The sequence below is a fragment of the Variovorax sp. YR752 genome (genome assembly GCF_943372545.1).
Genome location: NZ_CALRZC010000013.1, coordinates 1 through 21,760, shown reverse-complemented (window position 1 = coordinate 21,760; position 21,760 = coordinate 1). Strand labels below are relative to the sequence as shown.

General features: G+C 65.2%; 17 protein-coding genes and 2 riboswitches. Of the genes, 3 read left to right on the top strand and 14 right to left on the bottom strand.

Annotation, left to right across the window (positions count from 1 at the left end; all coding sequences use genetic code 11):
• Window positions 1-56 precede the first annotated feature (56 nt).
• The 10 genes from AAG801_RS04890 to rfbB form a co-directional block, all read right to left on the bottom strand.
• Entirely contained in the window at window positions 57-2,291 is a 2,235-nt protein-coding gene (locus AAG801_RS04890; protein ID WP_341887419.1) for a glycosyltransferase family 2 protein, read from the bottom strand.
• A 224-nt stretch (window positions 2,292-2,515) separates the two neighbouring features.
• Window positions 2,516-3,514, bottom strand: a complete 999-nt coding sequence (gene galE / locus AAG801_RS04885; RefSeq protein WP_341887418.1) for a UDP-glucose 4-epimerase GalE — start codon at window positions 3,512-3,514, stop codon at window positions 2,516-2,518.
• Window positions 3,511-4,065, bottom strand: a complete 555-nt coding sequence (rfbC, locus tag AAG801_RS04880; RefSeq protein WP_341887417.1) for a dTDP-4-dehydrorhamnose 3,5-epimerase — start codon at window positions 4,063-4,065, stop codon at window positions 3,511-3,513. Before rfbC ends, galE begins: the two co-directional genes overlap by 4 nt.
• Before the next feature lie 187 nt (window positions 4,066-4,252).
• Entirely contained in the window at window positions 4,253-7,657 is a 3,405-nt protein-coding gene (locus tag AAG801_RS04875; protein ID WP_341887416.1) for a glycosyltransferase, read from the bottom strand.
• Window positions 7,658-7,730: 73 nt separating this feature from the next.
• On the bottom strand, window positions 7,731-8,657 hold the full coding sequence (locus tag AAG801_RS04870; RefSeq protein ID WP_341887415.1) for an NAD-dependent epimerase/dehydratase family protein: 927 nt from the start codon (window positions 8,655-8,657) through the stop codon (window positions 7,731-7,733).
• Between the two features lie 3 nt (window positions 8,658-8,660).
• Window positions 8,661-9,377, bottom strand: coding sequence for a sugar phosphate nucleotidyltransferase (locus AAG801_RS04865; protein WP_099794926.1), 717 nt, complete (start codon window positions 9,375-9,377; stop codon window positions 8,661-8,663).
• Window positions 9,378-9,390: 13 nt separating this feature from the next.
• Entirely contained in the window at window positions 9,391-10,395 is a 1,005-nt protein-coding gene (locus AAG801_RS04860) for a GDP-mannose 4,6-dehydratase (protein WP_341887414.1), read from the bottom strand.
• Between the two features lie 38 nt (window positions 10,396-10,433).
• Window positions 10,434-11,321, bottom strand: coding sequence for a glucose-1-phosphate thymidylyltransferase RfbA (gene rfbA, locus AAG801_RS04855; protein ID WP_341887413.1), 888 nt, complete (start codon window positions 11,319-11,321; stop codon window positions 10,434-10,436).
• 41 nt (window positions 11,322-11,362) lie between these two features.
• Window positions 11,363-12,253 carry a dTDP-4-dehydrorhamnose reductase gene (rfbD, locus tag AAG801_RS04850; RefSeq protein ID WP_341887412.1) on the bottom strand — a complete coding sequence of 297 codons (891 nt, stop codon included), beginning with the start codon at window positions 12,251-12,253 and terminating at the stop codon, window positions 11,363-11,365.
• Window positions 12,250-13,329: a dTDP-glucose 4,6-dehydratase gene (gene rfbB / locus AAG801_RS04845; protein WP_341887411.1), complete on the bottom strand. Its 1,080-nt coding sequence runs from the start codon at window positions 13,327-13,329 to the stop codon at window positions 12,250-12,252. Before rfbB ends, rfbD begins: the two co-directional genes overlap by 4 nt.
• A 118-nt stretch (window positions 13,330-13,447) precedes the next feature.
• A riboswitch (glycine riboswitch) is annotated at window positions 13,448-13,537 on the top strand.
• Window positions 13,538-13,581: 44 nt separating this feature from the next.
• A riboswitch (glycine riboswitch) is annotated at window positions 13,582-13,688 on the top strand.
• Between the two features lie 91 nt (window positions 13,689-13,779).
• Between rfbB and AAG801_RS04840 the strand changes: the two genes are divergently transcribed.
• Window positions 13,780-15,087, top strand: a complete 1,308-nt coding sequence (locus AAG801_RS04840) for a D-amino acid dehydrogenase (protein WP_341887410.1) — start codon at window positions 13,780-13,782, stop codon at window positions 15,085-15,087.
• Window positions 15,088-15,106: 19 nt separating this feature from the next.
• Here AAG801_RS04840 and AAG801_RS04835 read toward each other — a convergent pair whose 3' ends face one another.
• The 4 genes from AAG801_RS04835 to AAG801_RS04820 form a co-directional block, all read right to left on the bottom strand.
• Complete coding sequence (locus tag AAG801_RS04835) at window positions 15,107-16,522, bottom strand: RtcB family protein (RefSeq protein ID WP_341887409.1); 1,416 nt, start codon at window positions 16,520-16,522, stop codon at window positions 15,107-15,109.
• 202 nt (window positions 16,523-16,724) lie between these two features.
• Window positions 16,725-18,005 carry an FIST C-terminal domain-containing protein gene (locus AAG801_RS04830; protein ID WP_101488545.1) on the bottom strand — a complete coding sequence of 427 codons (1,281 nt, stop codon included), beginning with the start codon at window positions 18,003-18,005 and terminating at the stop codon, window positions 16,725-16,727.
• Window positions 18,006-18,054: 49 nt separating this feature from the next.
• Window positions 18,055-18,846, bottom strand: a complete 792-nt coding sequence (locus tag AAG801_RS04825; protein WP_341887408.1) for a PhaM family polyhydroxyalkanoate granule multifunctional regulatory protein — start codon at window positions 18,844-18,846, stop codon at window positions 18,055-18,057.
• A gap of 64 nt (window positions 18,847-18,910) precedes the next feature.
• Window positions 18,911-20,332, bottom strand: coding sequence for a PLP-dependent aminotransferase family protein (locus AAG801_RS04820; protein ID WP_341887407.1), 1,422 nt, complete (start codon window positions 20,330-20,332; stop codon window positions 18,911-18,913).
• Window positions 20,333-20,453: 121 nt separating this feature from the next.
• On the opposite strand from AAG801_RS04820, the gene AAG801_RS04815 reads away from it, so the two are divergent.
• Both AAG801_RS04815 and AAG801_RS04810 read left to right on the top strand, forming a co-directional pair.
• Window positions 20,454-21,053 carry a LysE family translocator gene (locus AAG801_RS04815; protein WP_101488543.1) on the top strand — a complete coding sequence of 200 codons (600 nt, stop codon included), beginning with the start codon at window positions 20,454-20,456 and terminating at the stop codon, window positions 21,051-21,053.
• 154 nt (window positions 21,054-21,207) lie between these two features.
• The coding region (locus AAG801_RS04810) for a DMT family transporter (protein ID WP_341887406.1) at window positions 21,208-21,760 on the top strand (553 nt) is incomplete at its 3' end.

The following is a 21,760-nucleotide window of genomic DNA, read 5'->3' as shown; positions in this document are numbered from 1 at the left end:
ATTCAGCCGATTCAGGATGGCGTATCCATTGCCTGAATCGATGAGTCGAATTTTCATCATTTGCGGCGAACGAAGCGATAAGCCTGCCAGGTCCAGCGGGCAGCCAACACGCCACCCCGAATGATCCAAGGCGCGTTGCGCTCGAGCCAACGCGAAGCCTTGAGGCTCGCGAAAACAATCTGCTCGTCGTACTGCCCTCCGGATCCAAAGAGCCCGCTGATGAGTTCTTCCGCCGTGGGCTCCATCCTGGGAGGCGCGACCACGGAGTCATCGACAGCCTCCGACTGGTTGCCGGCGACCGCTGAGCCAAGGCCCACCAAAAGCTGCCTGGATTTTTGCCTGAGCGATGCAGGGGCACTTGTTCGCAGCAGGTCGCTGTATTCGATGCGCCTGCGGGCAAGATCGCGCGGCGTGTGCACCATCGAATTGCGCCGCTTCCTGTAGAAGAAGAAGGCGTCCGTGGTAACGATGAACCGCAGGCCCGCATCGCACATCCTCATGAAGAGCGACCAGTCCTCGTAGCAGCTCAAGCTCTCAAGATAGGGAAACCGTTCCATCGCCGAGCGCCTGAAAAGCGCAGTTGCGGTGGAAAACCTGTTCTCGAGCAATCCGGCGACAACGGCTTCACCGGAAAACATGGCGTAGTCACGGCAGGGAGTAACCACCGTTCCGACCACAGGCGGCACGTCTCCATCGATGAAATAACCCGCCGGCGTCACGAGGATATCGAACTCCGCGTTGTTCTCCAGCGCGGCCACGCCGACCTCGAGAAAACGCGGATGGATCAGGTCATCGGCGTCGAGTGTCAGCACGTACGGTCCGGTCGCATGACGAACGCCGACATTGCGCGCGCCCGCCAGCCCGACATTCGCAGCCAGTCGGATCACCTTGATGCGGGGGTCCGCGCTGCGTGCGAGTTCCTCGATCCCGAACACGCTCTGTGCGTCCGTCGACGCGTCGTCCACCACGAGGATTTCGATGTTCCCGTAGTTCTGCCCGATCAGGTTCTCGAGTGTCGCGGGCAAGTAGCCCCCGAGGTTGTAGTGAGGCACCACGACCGAGACCAGGGGGAGTTGTTCACCCAATGCCCGCCACGCCCGCTTTCGCTTCGCAGCGTTGAGCCATGGCCACGGACTTTCCGGATGGCGCACCGGCACCAGTTTCTCATTGCGGACGAAGTTGCGTTCCAGCACCTCGACCAGTCCCGTGGGCGTTCCGTCGAACGTCAGGCAGTTGATCCCGTCAAGCCAAGGCGTGCCTTCGCCGAACGCGGGATTCGCCTTGTTCAGGATCACGCGCCCCCCCTGAAGTGACACGTTCAGCGCAGCCGTGGCCGCAGCCTCGAAGGTGCCGGGGAACACGACCGTCGCATTTGCGGCGAGCGCGTCGAACACCTGCTGCTCCGCGTGCGCCAGAAAAACGGCACGCTCGACAAGCGTCGGCGGAACCAGCCGTTCGATCTGCGCACGATAGGCCTCGTCGGTGCTGCGCGCATCCAGCGTCATCGTGCCGGTGTACTGCGGGCAGTTGCGCATCAGGCCGACGACGCCGCGCACAAAGAGATCGGGGCGCCCCGACCGCTGGAATTCGGAGGCGAAGACCACGGCTTGGCCAGATGACGCGGGCACCGTATCCGTGACGAGCGACATCCCATCGAACGGCACATGGCAGAGCACCCGAGGCTCCCATTCCTGCGCCGGAAAATCGAAGATGTCGCGCACGGCCTCGCTCACCGCGAGGCTGGACGCAATGACGTAATCGCAATCGCGCAGGCATTTGCGCTCGAGGTCGCTCAAGTTGAGATCTGCGATCGCGAGCGGTCTCGCTTCAGCGTGCAGGAGGGCGGTGTGCGATCCGTGAAGACGAACGGCCACGATGGCATCAGGCAGAAAGCCCTGGAGCCGACACTCCTGCAAGGTACAGAATGCCAGCCCCCCGAGATCCGGAAACTCCAGGTAATCGATGGGTCCGCTCTTGCTCAATTCGGCCAGGGCTCTGAAGACGCAAGCCGAGCGCCAGTGCCACAGCGTGTTCGAGTACGCCGAGGCGGGTGGGTGGTGGCGCGAATCGGTGAAGCGAGCCTGGGGCGCCCGGGTGTCGACCTCGACCAATTCCACATGAGGGAACGCGGCTTTGAACGCCATGGCGTCAACGGCGGCATCGACCATCACCAGGGTCGTGCGCATGCGGTCTGCTTCGTCGAGCGCGCGCAGCATGTTGAGCATCACCCGGCCGACGGCCCCGGGCGTGTACGGAGCCAGCTCCGTGGAAACGAACACGAGACGGCTCATTCAGCTTCCCTGAAAGCGCCGGCGACGCCGGAGTGCGACAGCAGCATTTCGCCGGCAATACCGTGACCAACTCGCACGCCGCCGGGAGACACACCCGGAATGGCGCACACCGTCGCGCCAGTCGACAACATTGAATCAGACACTGCGTCTCCCCCGTCCCGTTTCGGGATTTTTTTCATCGTCTTACATCGGCTGATTCGCCCGCGAGCGATCGCCTGTTCTCTTCAGCTGCCGTTCGCAGCCTGCCACCGCCATGCATCGCGGCACATCTCATCGACATCGCGCTTGGCGACCCAGCCCAGCAATTCGCGCGCAAGACGCACATCGGCAAAGCTGATGCCGATGTCCGCATCCCGCCGCGCCACGATTTCATAAGGGACACGCTGGCCACTGACCCGTTCGAACGTCTGGATGACTTCCAGCACCGAGGTTCCGTGCCCCGTTCCGAGATTGACCACGATGCGAGCCTGATTCTTCGTAAGGAAATCGAGCGCAGCCACGTGGCCCTCTGCAAGATCCATGACATGGACGAAATCGCGCACGCCGGTTCCGTCAGGGCTCGGGTAATCGTCACCGAAGATCTGCAACGAAGGACGAATCCCCGCTGCCACCTGGCACACCAGCGGCATCAAGTTGCTGGGCGTACCCAAAGGGCTTTCGCCGATCAGTGCACTGGGGTGTGCCCCCGTCGGGTTGAAGTACCGGAGCGTCGCAATGCGCCATTGCGGATCGGAGCGGCCCAGCTCATTCAGCAAGTCTTCCACAACCAGCTTGGTGCGCCCGTAGGGATTGCTCACCGCACATGGTGCATCCTCGGCAACGGGCATCGGCTGCTCGGGCCCGTAGACCGTTGCGGATGACGAGAAGACCAAGGTCTTGCATCCCGCATGCGCCATTGCCCCCATGAGCGCAATGGACCCGTGCACGTTGTGGTCGAAGTAGTCGATCGGCTGGCTGATCGATTCGGTCACCGCCTTCAGCCCCGCGAAATGCAGGACCGCGGACACCGGATGCCCTGCAAAGACTTTGTCCAATGCCGCTGGGTCACGGACATCGCCCGCATGCCAGATCACCGGCCGCCCGATGATTTGCTCCATGCGCGCCAGGACGGCAGGGGTGCTGTTGGAGAAATTGTCGAACACCACGAATTCATGCCCGGCACGCGCCAGCTCTATGCATGTGTGGGACCCGATGTATCCGGCCCCGCCAGTGACCAGAATCAACGCCCGTCTCCGGCAAGGCTGGCGGCAAGCGACGGCGCGGCGGCGTCTTTCGCCGACAGAACCGGGGAAGCCCCGAACAGTGGCCACTCGATGCCGATCGCCGGGTCGTTCCACGCAATGCTTCGCTCGTGGGCGGGCGCATAGTATTCGGTGGTCTTGTAGAGAAAGTCTGCGCTTTCGCTCAGCACCAGGAAGCCATGCGCCAGGCCGGGAGGAATCCAGAGCTGCCGGTTGTTGTCCTCGCTCAATTCGATACCGACCCATTGTCCAAAAGTCGCAGACGTGGGACGGATGTCGACCGCGACGTCGAACACCGCGCCTCGCGCCACGCGGACCAGCTTGCCCTGTGGCTGCTCGACCTGGAAATGCAGCCCCCGCAACACGCCCTTCGACGAGCGGGAATGGTTGTCCTGCTTGAACGTCAGCTCCGAACCCGTCGATCGCCGGAACACTTCCTCGTTGTAGCTCTCGAGGAAGAAGCCTCGGGCATCACCGAAGACTTTGGGCTCCAGGACAACGACGTCCGGAATGCTGGTAGGAGATATCTTCATACTTCATCGTTAGAGAAATGCACGCCGCCAAACCCGGCGCCACGATCAGGACATTGTTATCCAAAATCCCGACTGGATTGCCCGGCGTCACCCCCTTGCCTGCGTATCGATGCAAGGAGATCGGGAAAACAACGGTGCAGGCTTCGGCGATCACCCGCAGGTATTGCGCGGAGTTGGCTGGACTGGTTCACCCCCGTCCAATCAAGCGCCGCAGCTCGCCCTCATATTGCCGGAGCATTGCCTGAATGTCGAAACGACTCTCCGCAAAGGCTCTGGCTGCCAATTGAAAGTTTTGGAGCTTCTGCTTGTCCGACGCAAGCTCTTCAATCCTGCGAGCGAATTCATCGTACGCACCGGGCGCGCACAGATAGCCTTGCCGCCCTTCTTCGATCATGTCCGGCAGCGCCCCCACCCTGGACGCGATCACCGCCGCGCCGCTGGCCAATGCTTCCATGATGATGTTCGGCCGCCCGTCAAGCCGTGACGGCAGGCACAGGATGTCGCACGCCTGGAGGTAAGGCTTGAGATCCGGTACGGACCCTTTCAACAGGAATCTTCCCGGCGGAAAATTGGCCGCTGCAATGGCCAACCTGAGTTCTGGCTCGAGAGACCCGGTACCGGTCATCAGGAACACCACGTTCGATTCGTTGGGAATTCGCTTTGCTATTTCGACGAAGCCCAGAGGGTCTTTTTCTTCGGACCAACGGCCAAAGAATCCGACGACTGTCGCATCTTCAGGAATATCACCGGCCATCACGGACAGTTGCCCTGGGGCTGCCGGCGCGTTTTGATCGAGATCGACACCGCTTTCCACCAGGCTGATGCGCTCCGGCGATTCGCCTGCGGCGATCAACCATTCCCGGACTTCGGTATTTTCAATGAAGGTCAGGTCGATGCAGTCGGCATACCGCCGGTTGTTGGCTGTATGGCCCACCGTATTGAAAAGCAAGTCGGCCACGGCAAGGCGCGGATACCTGAGCTTCCATGCGGGCAGGCAGTCATACGCAAACGCACTGCCGATCACCCAGAGAATCTGGACATCCCTGGATTGCAGCAGGTGATCGAGAAAGTCCCGCCAGTATTCGGCTTCGAGAAACCGCGGCAAATGGAATATTTCCGGCGTTGCCGATTCGAACCAGGAGGTGGTGTCGCCGTGGGTTTGCCCCACGGGCACGGTGGTCACGATCACCACGCGCCACCCATTTCGCACCAATTGCGCAACGATGGCGCTCAACAAACGCTCGGCGCCGCCCAGAACCAGAAACGGCAAGGCAATCAACAGTGTGGGGCCGGTGGCCGCCTGAACATGGAAATCTCGCCGGGCCGCAAATGACTGCGGCGGACGGACCGGTGGGGAAGCGCTTGCCGATCTCACGGACTGGAGCGCGTCTTCCGTCAGCACGTCGTCGTTGAAGCGGCGGACCAGCAGCTTCTGGATTTCGTTGTCGAGCACGTCGCTTCTATTGCTCAGCGTGTTGCCATGGCTGCGATAGTGGAAAAGCGGCTCGCGAATGCCGATGAAGCGCGCGCCGAGCGCCGCCAGGCGCACCCAGAACAACCAGTCCTCGTGGACATGGCCGGTGGTCGGGTCCGTGTCCCGGTAGCCGCCGGCCTTGCGCCAGAACTCTTTGCTGTACACGGCACAAGTGAGCGCATTGTTGCCATCGAGCAGCATGTCCAGGGTCGGGCGTTCGTGCGGCGTCCAAACATCTGATCTGTCGCCGAAAAATTGCAGCCCCGGCGAGACCACCCCGTAGCCGGAGTGCTCCAGCATGAAGACAGCCTTCTCGATGTAAGTCGGCGCGATGCGGTCATCGGCATCCAGGCAGCAGATGTATTTGCCCCTGGCGTGGCTGATGCCGAAGTTGCGGTTGGCGCCGGCACGGTACGGTTGGTCCTGCAGCAGCAGCCGCAGTTTGGGCGATGCCGTGGAGACGGCGTCGATCAAGCGCTGGCGGGATTCGGGGGAACTCGAGCCCCCCTCCACCACGATGATCTCGATGTCGGTGAAGGTCTGCGCCTCGACCGAGCGGATCGCCTCGCCCACGAGATGGCCGTAGTTGAAGCAAGGAATCACGATGCTGACGAGCGGCCGATCCAATGGCCAGTCCGCTCCGCTCGGCGGTTTCACGGCATCCGGCACCACGCCTGCCGGCGCGAGGAGACGGACCGCCGCCGCAGTGCGCCTTGCGGCCTCCAGATTCCTGGCGCCGCCTCCGGCCAGCGCGCGCCGGCGCCTGAATTCCCGCAGGTGATCGAAGATGCGACCCCGAAGCGTCCACCACGCCAGCTTTGCGACTTGCTTTGCCCGTCGTGCCGCGCGGGGATTGTTCGTCGCCCAGCGACGCATGGGCGTCGTGGCCCGCCATGCGATGGTTTGTTGCATGGCCTCCAGCCGACCTGCAGCCTCCAGCGCCCGATGTTCCATGGCGGCGGTCTTCGCGGCCTCCTCGGCGAGTTTCCTGCGAAGCGCCGCCGCTTCTCCCTCACGCTCCGCGGCCCGCCTGATCTCGAAGTTGATGGCCTCGGTGGCCTGCGCCGCATTGAGACGCGCATCGGCGAGGATCACTTCGACTTCGCCCTTCAGGCGTTGGACCTCGCGGCCCGCGGCCCCGAAACTCACCGGTTGCCAGGCACCGGATTGCAGCCGCTTCAGGTCGAACGACCAGAGCTGGGCGATGCGCGCAACCAGCGGCGGCGTGAACTCGCTGCCGTCCAGTCGCGTGAGCGATCGCACCGAGGCTTCGGTCGCCTGGCCCGCATGCAGAAGGTACAGGTGCGTCAGGGCCTTGGTTTCCTCGGCCGTCGCGCCATCGAAGTCGGCGCTCATCACGCGTTCAAAAACTTCCTTGACGCGTGCAGCCTGGCGTTCGTTCTTCGTGACGATGCCGACATAGGTCGAAGCGTAGTCCTTGATGAGAACTTCCGCACCGATCAGATGAGCACCGAGCTCCGTTTCGACGATGTGGCGGATCGCCCCCTCGGTCGGATAGTAGATGTGCTCCAGCGAACTGTTCAGCCATGCCGCGTTGCTGGCCTCGGCCGACATGACAGGTACCTCGAACAGCAGGAACCCGTCGTCTTTCAGCAGTTCGATGGCTGCGTGGAATCCACCGCGAAAATCGAGCAGATGCTCGAAGACCGCGATCGCGGTCACCACGTCGAACCCGGCGCGATGGTCATGCACCAGCTGCGAATCCAGCAGGTCGTTGCCAAGAAGCTGGATGCCCTTGTCCCGCGCCTGCCCGGCGGCCTTGGCGTTGACTTCGATGCCGGATTTGTCGAAAGCGCTTGTGAACTTGTCCAGCAAGTAGCCGTCCGCGCAGCCTATGTCGAGAATCTTTCCGTGGTCGGCCAGAAGCCGAACCAGCGCAGCCGCCCAACCCAGTCCGTGCTCGGCCATGAAGTTGTAGTCCGCATAGCCGCTGCTCGTGCCGTTCACGTAGTAGTTGTCGTCGTAGTACGCCTGCGTGCTCTCAGGCAGGTTGGCGATCACACCCAGGCCGCAATAGCTGCATCGCTTGATTTCCATGCCATCCGCCCGGATGGCGAACGGCTTGAAGCTGGTACCGGAACACGCGTTGCAGATCATTTTTGTTGTTTGCCAGTAGAAAACGAAAGGCTGTCCGGCATCGGGCCGAACACGTCCCTTGCACGCCCTCGGTCTAAGTTGCGGAGATCTCTTCGCGCGCGCTGCGCAGGATCGCGTCGAGAACCGAGTCCATGTCGGAGGGCCCGGCGTGAAGCCCCAGTGCCTTCAGCCTGGACGGATCGCCGACAAAAGCCCTGACATCGCTGTTGCCGCGTCGCGATTCATCGTGCTGCAACTCGACCGGCACGCCGGAGACAGCGATCAAGCGCTGGGTCAGGTCAAGCAGACGTTGTCCGTCGCCGCTGCAGATGTTCACCACCTGCGCAGAGGTGTCGCTCACCAGGGACAGATCGACGAGAAGCTTCGCAGCGATCCGGACATCCATGAAGTCGCGCACGACATCGAGATCGCCGGTTGCCAGCACACCGCCACGCGCGCCCATGCACGCGATCTGGTGCGCAAAGCTTCCCAGGGCCAGAGACTTCGGCATGCCAGGCCCGATGGGGTTGAACAGTCGGGCCACCACCACGGGCAGCCCGCGCGAAGCGGCGACGAAGGCATGGCTCGTCTGGGCCAGCTTGCTTGCACCGTACGCCGTGTTGGGACGGCACGCCACATCCTCGCGCACGGGCTGCTGAGCGGCGGGCACTGCCCCGTACTCGGCTGCGCTGCCCGCCAGGAGCACGCGCGGCTTGCGCGACATGGCGAGCGCGGCATCCAGCAGATTGGCCGCGAAGACGACATTGGCCTCGTAGAGCTCGCTGTAAGAGGGGGCGGAGGAAACACCCGCCAGATGCACGACGAACTGTGGCTCTATGGATGAGAGCAGATCGCGGACCTCGGCCGTATCGGCAGGATCGGAAAGCACGCGCCTTGCTTCGCCTGCGACAGCAGGCCGTTCGGTTCTGCTGACGGCGAAGGTTTCAAGGCCACGCGCCCGCAGTTCTTCAAGCACCGCCCGCCCGACGAATCCGCTGGCACCGGTGACAAGCACACGCATGGGCTACTCGGGCAGGAAAAGCTCGCGACTCTCGTCGAACATCTTCTGCGCCGTCGAATAGTCATCCGGCCTACCGATGTCGAGCCAGAAGCTCTCGGGCTGTTGATGGCAGCGCACCTTCTTGCCGGCCGCGCTCAGCTTGAGCAACAGGTCCGGCATGTCCAGGTGAACGCCCTCGCTGACATGCGGCTTCACCGCATCGCGATTGAGCATGTAAAGGCCCATGCTGACCAGGTGCTTGCTCATGGGCTTCTCGAGGTAGCCCTGGAGATTCATTTCCGCATCGACCTGGATGAGCCCGAAATCGATCTTGACCTCTCTTTCATAGACGCAGATCGTGGCATCCGACTGCCGCTCGGCATGCGTGCGGATCAGTTGGCCGATGTCGAAAGTGGTGAGCAGATCGCCGTTGGTGACGATGAAGTTCTCGCCGACCTTGTCGATCAGTGCGCCAAGCGGGCCGGCCGTGCCCAGAGGGCTGTCCTCGAGGCTGTAGTCGATCTTCAGCCCGAATCGCGAACCGTCGCCGCAAAACGCGCGGATCAGGTGATGCAAATGGTTGACCGCAAGGAAGACTTCCTCGACGCCGGCACGGCGAAGCTGCCGCAGCAGGAGCTCCAGCACGGGCATGTCCCCCAGGGGCATGAGCGGCTTGGGAAACGAGGCGGTGAACGGCTGAAGGCGAGTGCCCTTGCCGCCGGCCATGACGACTGCTTTCATGATGCGTGCTCCCTTAGACGGTGTAGACCGCGGGGCGGTACAGGTGGATGTTGCGCCGGATGAATTCGATGCTCTGGCGCAATCCCTCATCCAGATCAACTTGCGGCGACCATCCCATCAACTTCGCGGCCAGTGCGTTGTCGGAGACGAGCTTCAAGACCTCGCTCTTGTCGGGGCGCATGCGCGCGGTGTCCGCAACGATCTCTTTTTCCACGCCCATCAACTTGAGGATGCGCTCGGCAAAGTGGCCGATCGTGTAGGTCGAACCGGTTCCCAGGTTGATGGTCTGCCCCTCGATGCCGGGCGTCACCGAAGCAGCGACGAAACCGGCGACCGTGTCCGTCACGAAGGTCATGTCGCGCTCGGGTGTCAGCGACCCGAGCTTGATCACGTCCTGCGTCAGGGCCTGCGAGATGATCGTCGGAATGAACGCCCTGGCCGACTGGCGCGGGCCGAAGGTGTTGAACGGGCGCAAGGTCACGACACCAGTATCGAACGAGCGGTAGTAGCTCTCGGCAATCTTGTCCGCCCCGATCTTCGAGGCCGAGTAAGGCGACTGCCCTTGCAGCGGATGTTCTTCGTCGATCGGAACGCGCACCGCGGTGCCGTACACCTCCGAGGTGCTCGTGTGGACGACGCGACGAACCGACAGCCGGCGCGCGGCCTCCACGACGTTGAGCGTTCCCTCGACGTTGGTGCGCACATAGCTGCGCGGCGCAACGTACGAATACGGAATGGCGATCAAGGCTGCCAGATGGCAGACGACGTCAATGCCTTGCATGGCGTGCATGACGAAATCACCGTCGTCGATGTTGCCCGCCACGACACGGAATTGACCCTTCACATCATCAGGCGCGAATTCCAGGTTGCCCCAGCTCGATGCGGAACCATAACGAACCATGGCAGTGACGTCTGCGCCGGCGCGCACCAGCGCCTCGACAAGATGGCTGCCGATGAACCCGCCTGCGCCGGTTACGAGGTATTTTTGACCCGTCAGGGTTTGAGTTGATTCATGCATGGCTTGTGCTACCGAAGAAATTGTTGTGTGTCAGTTATTCAGAATGAGTGCTCTTCGGCAAGCAGCCGATTGAGGTACTTGCCGTAAGCATTCTTCTGCAATGGCAAGGCCAGTCGCGCCAGTTGTTCCTTGTCGATGAACCCTTGTCGCCACGCGATTTCCTCCGGGCAAGCGATCTTCAACCCTTGCCGGTGCTCCAGCGTCGCAATGAACTGCCCCGCTTCGAGCAGGCTCTCATGCGTGCCCGTATCGAGCCATGCATAGCCGCGCTGCATGATCTGCACGTTCAGCTGATCACGGTCCAGATACGCCTGATTGACCGCGGTGATCTCCAGTTCGCCGCGCGCACTGGGTTTCACGGCCTTGGCGATGTCGACGACCTGGTTGTCGTAGAAATACAGACCGGTCACCGCGTAGCTGCTCTTGGGCTTGACGGGCTTCTCTTCGATGCTGCTGGCCTTGCCTTTGGCATCGAAAGCCACCACGCCGTAGCGCTCGGGGTCATGCACGTGGTACGCGAACACGGTCGCGCCGCTCTGCTTGGTATCGGCGTCCGACAGCAGATGCACGAGGTCATGCCCATAAAAGATGTTGTCCCCCAGCACCAACGCGCTCGGCGAATTGCCCACGAACTTCTCGCCGATGATGAAAGCCTGCGCCAGGCCATCGGGACTCGGCTGCACCGCGTACTGCAGGTTCATGCCCCACTGGCTGCCGTCTCCCAACAGTTGCTGGAAGCGCGGTGTGTCCTGCGGCGTGCTGATGATCAGGATGTCGCGCATGCCGCCGAGCATCAGCGTGCTCAGCGGGTAATAGATCATCGGCTTGTCGTACACCGGCAGCAGCTGCTTGCTCATGGCGAGCGTGGCCGGGTGCAGGCGGGTGCCGGAGCCACCGGCGAGGATGATGCCTTTGCGTTGCGTCATGGGGGTTTTCTTCTGTAGGGGCCGGAAAAATCAGTCAGTCGTCAGAGCGTCTCGCGCAGCATGCGCGCCACGCCTTCCTGCCAGGGCGGCAGGCGCAGGCCGAAGGTGGTCTGCAGCTTGGTGGTGTCGAGCCGCGAGTTGTGCGGGCGTGTCGCGGGCGTCGGGAAGGCGCTGGTGGGCACGGCTTCCACGGCCTGCGGGCCGGCCTTGAGTTCGACACCAGCCTGCTGCGCCATCTCGAGCACGAAGCGCGCGTAGCCGTGCCACGTGGTCTCGCCGCCGGCGATGGCGTGGTACAGCCCGGCCTTGGTCGGGTCTTGCAGGGTGGCGCGGATGGCGTGCGCGGTGATGTCGGCCAGCAGTTCGGCGCCGGTCGGGGCGCCGAACTGGTCGTCGATCACCGTGAGCTTGTCGCGCTCCTTGGCCAGGCGCAGCATGGTCTTGGCGAAGTTGCCGCCGCGTGCCGCATACACCCAGCTGGTGCGGAAGATCAGGTGCTTCGCGCAATGCTGTGCCACCAGTTGCTCGCCTTCGAGCTTGGTCTGGCCGTACACGCTGAGCGGGCCGGTCGCGTCGTCTTCTTTCCAGGGCTTGGTGCCGCTGCCGTCGAAGACGTAGTCGGTGGAGTAATGCACCATCAGCGCGCCGATCTGTTGCGCGGCCTCGGCCACCACGCCGGGCGAGGTGGCGTTGAGCTTGCGCGCGAAGTCGGGCTCGCTCTCGGCCTTGTCGACGGCGGTGTGCGCGGCGGCATTGACGATGACGTCAGGGCGCACCGCCAGCACCGTCTCGGCCAGCTGCTCGGGACGGCTGAAGTCGGCGTGGAAGTCGGTGCTGTCGAAATCCAGCGCGACCAGTTCGCCGAGCGGCGCGAGGCTGCGCTGCAGTTCCCAGCCGACCTGTCCGCCCTTGCCAAGCAGCAGCAGCTTCATGCGCCGGCCTTCGCCGTCGTGGCGTCGTACTGCTTCTCGACCCACTCGCGGTACGCGCCGCTTTGCACGTTGCGCACCCACTCACCATTCGCGAGGTACCACTCGACGGTCTTGCGGATGCCGGTGTCGAAGGTCTCGGCGGGCTTCCAGCCAAGCTCGGCCTCGAGCTTGCGTGCGTCGATGGCGTAGCGGCGGTCGTGGCCCGGGCGGTCCGTGACGTAGGTGATCTGTTCCTTGTACGGCTTGCCGTCGGCGCGGGGGCTCAGCTCGTCGAGCAGCGCACACACGGTGTTGACGATCTCGATGTTGGGCTTCTCGTTCCAGCCACCGACGTTGTAGGTCTCGCCGAGGCGGCCGGCTTCGAGCACGCGGCGGATGGCGCTGCAGTGGTCCTTCACGTAGAGCCAGTCGCGCACCTGCATGCCGTCGCCGTACACGGGCAGGTTCTTGCCGGCCAGTGCGTTGACGATCATCAGCGGGATCAGCTTCTCGGGGAAGTGGAACGGGCCGTAGTTGTTCGAGCAGTTGGTGGTGACCACCGGCAGGCCGTAGGTGTGGTGCCAGGCGCGCACGAGGTGGTCGCTGGCGGCCTTGCTGGCCGAGTACGGGCTGTTGGGCTCGTACTTGTTCTCTTCGGTGAAGGCCGGGTCGGTCTTGGAAAGCGAGCCGTAGACCTCGTCGGTCGACACATGCAAGAAGCGGAAGGCCGCCTTCTGGTCGGCCGGCAGGGCGTGCCAGTAACCGCGCACGGATTCGAGCAGACGGAAGGTGCCGAGCACGTTGGTCTGCACGAAGTCTTCGGGGCCGTGGATCGAGCGGTCGACGTGCGATTCCGCGGCAAAGTTCACGACTGCGCGCGGTTTGTGTTCGGCCAGCAGGCGATCGAGCAGTGCGCTGTCACCGATGTCGCCTTGCACGAAGACATGGTTCGCGTTGCCCTTGAGCGATGCGAGGGTCTCGAGGTTGCCCGCGTAGGTCAGCTTGTCGAGGTTAACGACAGGCTCGTCGCCCTGCGCGATCCAGTCGAGCACGAAATTGGCGCCAATGAAGCCTGCGCCGCCGGTAACCAGGATCATGGAGTCCCTCGCCTGTAGAAAAAAGTTTGCTTTACGGAAAATTAACAGTCAATTATCCCATCGGTGTGAAGTGCCGATGTACAGGGCTTGGCCGGCTTGCGGGGCCCGCCTACAATCACAAACAATTGCAGGAGAGCGGGCCTCACAGAGGCCCTACCGAAGGCGCAAACTCCCATAAACGCTCAGGTCGGCCCGACGAAGTTCCAAGTGCAAACAAGGAACATCGGCAAGGGGTCAGTACTGCACTCATCGATACAGCCGTCTGGAGAGCCGCCACGCCATGTGGCGCACCGAAGGAGCAAACCCGCTGCGGGTGCAGCAGGGTGAATCTCTCAGGTACCGAGGACAGGGGGAGCGGCAACTTGGACATCGGTCGTCCGGTTGCTTGCTATTGGTTCAATAGCACTCCACGCCCGCCGTTCAAGCGCTGCAACCTCAAAGGTACTTGCAATGCGTGTGATCGTTCTTGGCGCCGGCCTGCTCGGCGTGACTTCGGCCTACTACCTCCAGCAACTCGGTCACGAGGTGACCGTGATCGATCGGCAGGCCACCCCGGCCGCCGAAACCAGCTTCGCCAACGGCGGCCAGATCTCGGTCAGCCATGCCGAACCGTGGGCCAATCCGAGCGCGCCGCTGAAGGTGCTGCAATGGCTCGGCAAGGAAGATGCGCCGCTGCTGTTCCGCATCCGCGCCGACATGCGCCAATGGCTCTGGGGCCTGCAGTTTTTGCGCGAATGCACCCCCGCGCGCACCCGCCACAACATCGAACAGATCGTTCGTCTCGGTACATACAGCCGGGAAATGTTGCAGCAATTGCGTCGAGACACCGGCCTGAGCTATGACCAGCGCACGCAAGGCATCCTGCACTTCTATACAACGCAAAAAGAATTCGACGGCGCCCTCAAGCCCTCCGAGCAGATGCGCGCCCTGGGCTGCGAGCGGCTGGTCATCTCGGCCGACGAGGCCATCCGGATCGAACCCGCCCTCGCCCACATCCGCCCGCAGCTCGCCGGTGCCACGTACACCGCCGAAGACGAGTCGGGCGATGCCAACCGCTTCGCGCGCGAGCTCGTGAAGCTGGCCGAAGCGGCCGGCGTGAAGTTCCTCATGAGTCACACCGTGACCGCGCTGCGCGAAGCCGGCGGCAGCATCGACCACATCGAGGCCACCGACAACGAAGGCCGCTTCCAGCGCATCCGCGGCGACGCCTTCGTGCTGGCGATGGGTTCGCTGAGCCCGCTGTACGCGGCGCCGCTGGGCATCCGCCTGCCGATCTATCCGGCCAAGGGCTACTCGGTGACGCTGCCCGTAAAGGACGCATCGAAGGCGCACCAGGTCTCGCTGACCGACGACGAATACAAGCTGGTGTTCTCGCGCTACACGTCGGAGTCGGGCGACCGCCTGCGCATCGCCGGCACGGCCGAACTCAACGGCTACGACCGCGACCTGAACCGCGTGCGCTGCGAAGCCATCGTACGGCGCGTCGAAGAACTCTTCCCCGGCGCCGGCGACACCGAGCGGGCGCAGTTCTGGACCGGCCTGCGCCCGGCCACGCCGAGCAATGTGCCGCTGATCGGCAAGACCAAGTTGCCGAACCTGTTCCTCAACACGGGCCACGGCACGCTCGGCTGGACGCACGCCTGCGGCTCGGGCAAGTCGATCGCGCGCATCGTGAGCGGTCTCGCACCCGAGGTCGATTTCGCGTTCGCCGGCATGCCGGCGCCCGCGCCGCGCGCCGTGCAGCCCGCACTGGGCTGACACGGCACGCACCCTCGGGTCACGCCTTGAACGTGACCCAGGGCTTGAGCCGCACGGCGCAGCGAATGAGCCCCGCGCTTTCCTGCGCATCGATCACCGCGCCGATCGGCTTGTAAGCCTGCGGCGCCTCTTCGATGCGGCGCTCTTCACGCAGCGTCACGCACTGCCAGCTGGCGTCCGCATCATCAGGTGCGGGCCGCATCGCGCGCACCTCCTGCCGCCGCATGCGCCGACCGGCGCCATGGCTGCACGACCACAGCCAGTCTTCGTGGCCCAGCCCGGTCGCGAGGTACGAGTGATCGCCCATCGACCCAGGAATCAGCGCGAGGTCGCCCGCGTGCGCCGGCGTCGCGCCCTTGCGATGGATGTTCATGCCGTGCTCGCGCAGCACCACGTTGTGCGGCACATCGACCACCAGCGTCGATGCCGTGGCGCCCAGCAGTTCGGCGAAGTCCTTGCGCACCAGCTCGGCCAGCACGACCCGGTTGGCCCACGCATAACGCGCGGCCACGCCCATGGCTTCGAGGTACTCCTGCGCCAGCGGCCCGGCCAGCCCGTACAGCCCGCTCTTCGGATGGCGCAGGCCCTGCGGCCACTCGGCCCGCGCGCGGTCCATCCAGCGGCCTCCGACATGGAACCCGATGTCGCGCGAGCCACTGTGGATCATCACGACGACCTCGCCGGCCTTGAGCCCCGCGCGGTACGCCGCATGCCGGTCCATCACCTCGTCGACCACCTGCAGCTCGACGAAGTGGTTGCCGCTGCCCGGCGTGCCCAGGCACGGATCGCGGAACACCTCGTGGCGCGCGCCGGTGTAGGCCGACGGTGCGTGCCGCGACTGCCCGCCGAAGCTCGCGAGGCCAATGCACGCGCCGATCTCGGCCTGCAGCCGGTCGCGGTCGCACGCCGCCCAGAGTCCGTCGCCGCGCACGGCGTCCAGAAACGCCGCCGGCCCTTCGTCGAACAGCGCGCGAAACGCTGCCGTGTGCACCGGCACGTCGCGCCCGTTGTCGAGCAGGCTGCGTGTGAGCCGCGCGAGCAGCTGCGTCTTGTGCGGCGCCACCTGGTCCAGCGTGAGGCCGGTGGTCAGCAGACGCATGCCGCAGTTGATGTCGGTGCCGACCGCGGCGGGGATCACGAAGTCGCCATCGGTGGCGACGACGCTGCCCACCGGCGCGACCGAACCCGGATGAAAGTCCGGCGTCGCGCAGGCCTTGCACACGCCGTGCGCACCGTCGGGCGAGCGCACGCTGGCAAAAGCCAGCAACTGGTTCACGGCTTTTTCTTCCAGCGGCAGGCTGTGCGGCAGAAGAACGGTCGCCTGCGCGGCCTCGTTGCGCAGGTGATAGATGCCGTCGCGGTAATCGACGGCGATGTTCGCGCGCGAAAAGGCACGCTGGAGTCTCGAGAAATGACTGTGTGTGGGGCTGCCCATGGCTGCAATTCCATTCGTGGAAACCGTGTCGGTTTCCGGGCCCCGGACACATCGCGTGGCGGGGCGAAAGAGATCGACCGCGTGCTTCGGGGCGCGCGGATCACTCTTTCTTGCAGCAGCAGAGATTCAAGAAAGCGGGCGGATTCTAGCGACGCGAACCGCCCGCGAAAACAGCGCGCAGGCGCCGCGTCGTTTTTTCCCGTCAGTCCGGCGCCGTGAACACCGTCAGCACGCCGGTGTAGCCGTACAGGTGGTGGCGCGCGATTTCGCCGGCGGCGAAGAAGCCGACCAGCGGCACGTCGCCCAGCGCATGCCGCACGATCTGCAGCTCGGCGCCCGGCGCGCCGAAGTGCGGGCCACCGCGACCCGAGCAGCTCACGTACACCGCGCCCGCGATGCGCCGCGCGGGATGCGGCGCGGCTTCGGCTTCACCGGCCGCCACGGCGCGCGCGGTGGCCAGCGTCTGTTCTTCGGGCTCGAGCTCTTCGCGGATCTCGGCGCAGATGCGCATCAGGTCGGCGCGTGCCGCCTGCGCGTTGCGGCGGCAGAAACTCAGCCGCATGCCGGCTTCGGCGTTGTCGGCAATCGCGATGCCGCGCCGCGTCGGATCGAGGCCGATGATGTGACGCACCAGCACGTCGGCGCCCAGGTCGCCGGTGCGGCGCAGGCCGTCGCTGCCCGCGTCGGCCAGGCCGACCAGCGTGTTGCGCACGGCGTCGATGGCTTCCTGCGGGCGGTCGAGCGACACCTGCAGGTCGGCCAGCAGCACGTCGAGCGCCGGCTCGCCGTCGAGCGACAGCAGCAGGTTGCCGTCGGCCTCGGTGATCTCGCGCTCGCGCGCGCCGCCCGTGCGCAGCGGCTGGCAGCCCTGCGTGACGCGCGACACCAGCCGCACGCCTTCGCCGAACACCACGCCCGACAGGCCGCCCGAGAACACACCGCCCGCCGCACCGTGGCCGCGGATGTTGCCGTTGCCGCCGACCGCGAACTGCAGCGCCCCGCCGCGGCCGGACGAGAGTCCGCCGAACAGGTAGCCGGTGTCGGTGCGGCCGGCCATCTCGCCGATGAGCTCGCCCAGGTCGGGCGTGGCCGGGTCGGCGTGCACGAGCGCGGTGTGCGCCTCGAAGCCGCTCATTTCAGAGCTGCCCAGCGGCGCCACGCCCGAGAACACGCGGTACTGGTCGCTCGGCAGCGCGCACAGCATCAGGCTCAGGCCGGGCTCGTCGAAGTACTCGGCGTTGTTGGCCGACACACCGATGCCGACGGTGCCCGACCAGTCGGTCACCTCCGGCAGTTCGGCGCTCAGGTGATCGAGGATCTCCTGCGCCTCGCTCGCGTAGTGGTCGGTGATGTAGAGCAGCCCGAGCGTCGGGTTCGACGCGTAGTCGGGCAGCGCCATCTGCGCGCGCAATTGGGCCAGCACGAGGCCGGCGGCCATGCGCCATTGCGGGTGGGTGGCATGGCCGGTGGGAAACAGTTTCATGGTGCGTACCGACCCGTGCGTCGTCGTCTGAAGAGGTGGCTGTAAGACGTCAGCGCCGGCCGGAGGTTCGCTTGCGCGCGGCGGCGGACGTGGTTTTCTTGCGCGCGGCGGGTGCCGGCGCGGCTTTCTTGGCAGTGGCCTTCTTCGCGGCGGTGGTCTTGGCGGCCGGCTTGCGCGCCGCCGTCACCTTGCCGATGACCTGCTCCACGGCGTCGGCCAGCGGCTGCGCCATGGCCGGCACCTTGAGCTGCGCTGCGTCCTGCAGCGCCGTGCTCGCGATCTGCTGAAACTGTTCGGTGAGCGAGCCCCACCATTGCATCGGGTCGACCCCGCCGGCGGCACCGTTGGACGATGCGGACCTGGCGCGCGACTTCTTCTTCGGCGCCGGGGTTTCTTCTTCTGCTTCGTCTTCCTCGGCCTCGTCGAACTCTTCCTCTTCTTCCTCGACGGCTTCCGGCTCAGGCCGGGGTGCCGGGGCCGCAGCGGCGGGGGCCGGCGCGGGCGCCATGGCCGCAGCCTGCTGGGTGAACGCGCTGGCGATGTCTTCCATCCGCACGTTCATGCCGCGCAGGGTCGACAGCGTCATCTTCTGCACCTCGAGCGCCTGGATGGTCGCCTTGAGCGCGTGGCCGTTCTGTTCGAGCCAGTACTGGACCGTCTTCAGTTCCTGGATGCGCTTGTCGACCTCTTCGACGCTCATGGTGGGCGCGACCCAGCTGGCGAGACTGGGGATGCCGGGCACCGACCCGGAGCCCGCTGCGGCACCGCCGGCGAGGTTCTTCAGGAAGTCGAATCCGGGGACGAACTGGCTGAAGTCGAAGGGTTTGCTGGCGTTGCTCATGCGGGAGGTCTCCTGGCTGGGTTTTCTTGTGCTGGCAGCTTACTCCAAGCCCTTCGCGAGCGAATCAGAGCTGGTCCCTGACCCGGCTGAAAACCTTCCAGAACGCCGCGTCCTGCGAGGTCGCGAAGTTGATCCGCATCATCGTGCTCGGCGGGCGCCGCGCATGGAACAGCGAGCCCGGCGCGAGCAGGTAGCCCTGGTCGAGCATGCGTTGCGTGAGCGCGTCGGTGTCGACGCCCGTGTCGACCCAGCCGAACAGCCCGGCGGGCTCCGAGGCGAAGGTGCAGCCGTGCGACATGGCGAGCTTCACGGCGCGGCCGCGCGCGCCGTCGAGCCGGATGCGCACGCGCTCCGAATGGCGCCGCAGCTGGCCCTGGTCGATGCACCACGACAGCGCCCGCTCGAACAGCGTGGGCGTGGTCAGCGTGGCCAGCAGCTTGGTCTCGAGCAGCCGTTCTTTCAGCGCGGGCGAGGCAGCCAGGAAGCCGATGCGCCAGTTGGGCGCCAGGATCTTCGCGAACCCGCTGACGTAGATGGTGCGCTGCAGCCCGTCGAGCGCGCTGAGCCGCGTGGCGTGTTCGGGCGCGAGGTGGCTGTAGGTGTCGTCCTCGACGATGTGGAAGTCGTGCTCGTTGGCCAGCTTGAGCACGCGGTGCGCGCTGCCCGGCGTGAGGCTGTAGCCGGTCGGGTTGTGCAGCACGCTCACACTGACGAAGAGCTTGGGGCTGTGCAGCTTGCAGTACTGCGCCATCACATCGAGGTCGGGCCCGTCGGCGCGGCGCGGCACGGGCAGGATGCGCATGCCCAGTGCCTCGAGCCGCGCGAACTCCAGCGCCCAGCCGGGCTCCTCGACCATCACGGGATCGCCCGCGCGCAGCAGCGTGCGGCTCACGACGTCGAGTGCGTGCGTGGCGCCGATGGTGGTCACGATCTGGTCCGGCCCGGCCGGCACGTTGATGCGCACCAGCTTCTGCGACAGGCTGCGGCGCAGCGCCAGGTCGCCCGAAGGCTCGCCGTATTGAAGCGACAGTTCCTGCAGCGCCGACGTGGTCGTCACGCGGCGCACCGCGGTCGCCAGGAAGGTCGAGGCCATCCAGTCGGGCGGGAACACGCCCATGCCCGGCTGCGGCTTGTCGCTCGGGCGGTGGAACATGCTGCGGATCAGCGAGCTGGCGTCGGCCGGTACACGCGACGCCATCATCGGCGGGACCTCGGGCGCGGCATGCGCGGGGTTGCGCGAACTCTCGGGCACGGGCGCCGCGTCGCGCACGTAGAAGCCGCGTTGGCGGCGCGCCTCGACGAGGCCTTGTGCGAGCAGCTGGTCGTAGGCGGCGACCACCGTGTACGGGCTCACGCCCTGCTGGCGCGCGCATTCGCGCACCGACGGCAGCCGCGCACCGGGTGCCAGCAGCCGGTTGCGGATGCGCTCGGCAAGGCGGTCGGCCAGCTGCCCGGTCAGGGACTGGGTGGAGGTTCGGGTCAGCATCGGGTCGGTCTGCATCGCACAAAGACTGCGGTGTGTGTCGAAGGAATGACCAATACAGATTTCATATTTGTTCGATCATCTGTATTGGAACTGTAATGGTCCAAAGTTTAGAGTCTGTGACATGAACTGGCAAGAATTCACCGCGCTGCTGGTGCTGGCCACGGCGATGAGCTTCTCGCCCGGACCCAACACCACGCTCTCCACCGCCCTGGCGGCCAACGGCGGCCTGCCGCGCGCGATGCGCTTCGTGGTCGCGGTGCCGGTCGGCTGGACCTTGCTGCTCGCGATCTGCGCGGCCGGCCTCGGCGCGCTGGTGGTGGCGATGCCGCCGCTGCGCCTGGCGATCAAGGGCTTGGGCATCGCCTACCTGCTGTGGCTGGCTTACAAGCTCAGCGGCAGCGCGAAGCTCGGCAAGGCCGACAACGCCAGCCTCTCGGTCGGCTTCACGCAGGGCGTGATGTTGCAGTTCGTGAACATCAAGGCCTGGTTGCTGGCGCTCACGCTGGTGGCCGGCTGGATCGCCGGCCAGCCCGACGCGCTCGCGCGCTTCGCCATCGTCGCGCCCGTGATGCTGACCTATGCCTTCGCGAGCAACTTCGCCTATGCGCTGGTCGGCGCGCTGCTGCGCGAGTGGCTGGCCAAGGGCACGCGCCTGCTGTGGTTCAACCGCGCGATGGGCCTGATCCTCGTGCTCACGGCCTGGTGGATGGTGAGCGTATGAGATCGGCTCACCCCCAGGCTTCGCGCACTTCGTGTCGCTTCGCCAACCCCCTCGCCGGGGGCAACACCTGCGGCCCGGCAAAGCCGGTTCCGCGGTATTCCGCGATGGAACACGGCCCTTTTTCAGCGGCATTGCTTTCCTTGGAGTCATGCATATGAAGATCAAGGACGAAACGCTCGGCATGTGGCTCGGCGTGGTGGGCGTCGCGCTGTTTGCGGTCACGCTGCCGATGACGCGGCTGGCCACCGGCACGCAAGAAGCGCCTCAGCTGTCACCGTGGTTCGTCACGCTCGGGCGCGCGGCGCTGGCGGGCGTGCTGTCGGCCATCTTCTTGCTGGTGACGCGCTCGCCGCGCCCAGCGGCGCACCAGTGGAAGCCGCTGGGCATGGCGGTGCTGGGCAACGCCGTCGGCTACCCGCTGCTGCTGGGCTACGCGCTGCGCGTGGTCACGGCCAGCCACGCGGCGGTGGTGACGGCGCTGCTGCCGCTGGTCACGGCCGCGGTCGCGGCCTGGGTGCTGCACCAGCGCGCGCGGCTGGGCTTCTGGCTCTGCGCCGTCGCGGGCAGCCTGCTGGTGGTGGTGTTCTCGGTGCTGCGCGCGCAGCAGAGCGGGCACGGCTTCGGTTTCGAATGGGCCGACCTGCTGCTGGTCGGCGCGGTCATCGCGGCCTCGGTCGGCTACATCTACGGCGCGCAGGTCACGCCCG

What these genes read in the sequence shown, in the direction of transcription:
- AAG801_RS04865 (WP_099794926.1), bottom strand. Translation starts at nt 9,377, where the DNA reads ATGAAAGCAGTCGTCATGGCCGGCGGCAAGGGCACTCGCCTTCAGCCG.
- AAG801_RS04875 (WP_341887416.1), bottom strand. Translation starts at nt 7,657, where the DNA reads ATGATCTGCAACGCGTGTTCCGGTACCAGCTTCAAGCCGTTCGCCATC.
- AAG801_RS04860 (WP_341887414.1), bottom strand. Translation starts at nt 10,395, where the DNA reads ATGCATGAATCAACTCAAACCCTGACGGGTCAAAAATACCTCGTAACC.
- rfbA (WP_341887413.1), bottom strand. Translation starts at nt 11,321, where the DNA reads ATGACGCAACGCAAAGGCATCATCCTCGCCGGTGGCTCCGGCACCCGC.
- rfbB (WP_341887411.1), bottom strand. Translation starts at nt 13,329, where the DNA reads ATGATCCTGGTTACCGGCGGCGCAGGCTTCATTGGCGCCAATTTCGTG.
- AAG801_RS04830 (WP_101488545.1), bottom strand. Translation starts at nt 18,005, where the DNA reads ATGAAACTGTTTCCCACCGGCCATGCCACCCACCCGCAATGGCGCATG.
- AAG801_RS04835 (WP_341887409.1), bottom strand. Translation starts at nt 16,522, where the DNA reads ATGGGCAGCCCCACACACAGTCATTTCTCGAGACTCCAGCGTGCCTTT.
- rfbC (WP_341887417.1), bottom strand. Translation starts at nt 4,065, where the DNA reads ATGAAGATATCTCCTACCAGCATTCCGGACGTCGTTGTCCTGGAGCCC.
- rfbD (WP_341887412.1), bottom strand. Translation starts at nt 12,253, where the DNA reads ATGAAGCTGCTGCTGCTTGGCAAGGGCGGACAGGTCGGCTGGGAACTG.
- AAG801_RS04890 (WP_341887419.1), bottom strand. Translation starts at nt 2,291, where the DNA reads ATGAGCCGTCTCGTGTTCGTTTCCACGGAGCTGGCTCCGTACACGCCC.
- AAG801_RS04820 (WP_341887407.1), bottom strand. Translation starts at nt 20,332, where the DNA reads ATGCTGACCCGAACCTCCACCCAGTCCCTGACCGGGCAGCTGGCCGAC.
- AAG801_RS04815 (WP_101488543.1), top strand. Translation starts at nt 20,454, where the DNA reads ATGAACTGGCAAGAATTCACCGCGCTGCTGGTGCTGGCCACGGCGATG.
- AAG801_RS04870 (WP_341887415.1), bottom strand. Translation starts at nt 8,657, where the DNA reads ATGCGTGTGCTTGTCACCGGTGCCAGCGGATTCGTCGGGCGGGCGGTG.
- AAG801_RS04825 (WP_341887408.1), bottom strand. Translation starts at nt 18,846, where the DNA reads ATGAGCAACGCCAGCAAACCCTTCGACTTCAGCCAGTTCGTCCCCGGA.
- AAG801_RS04840 (WP_341887410.1), top strand. Translation starts at nt 13,780, where the DNA reads ATGCGTGTGATCGTTCTTGGCGCCGGCCTGCTCGGCGTGACTTCGGCC.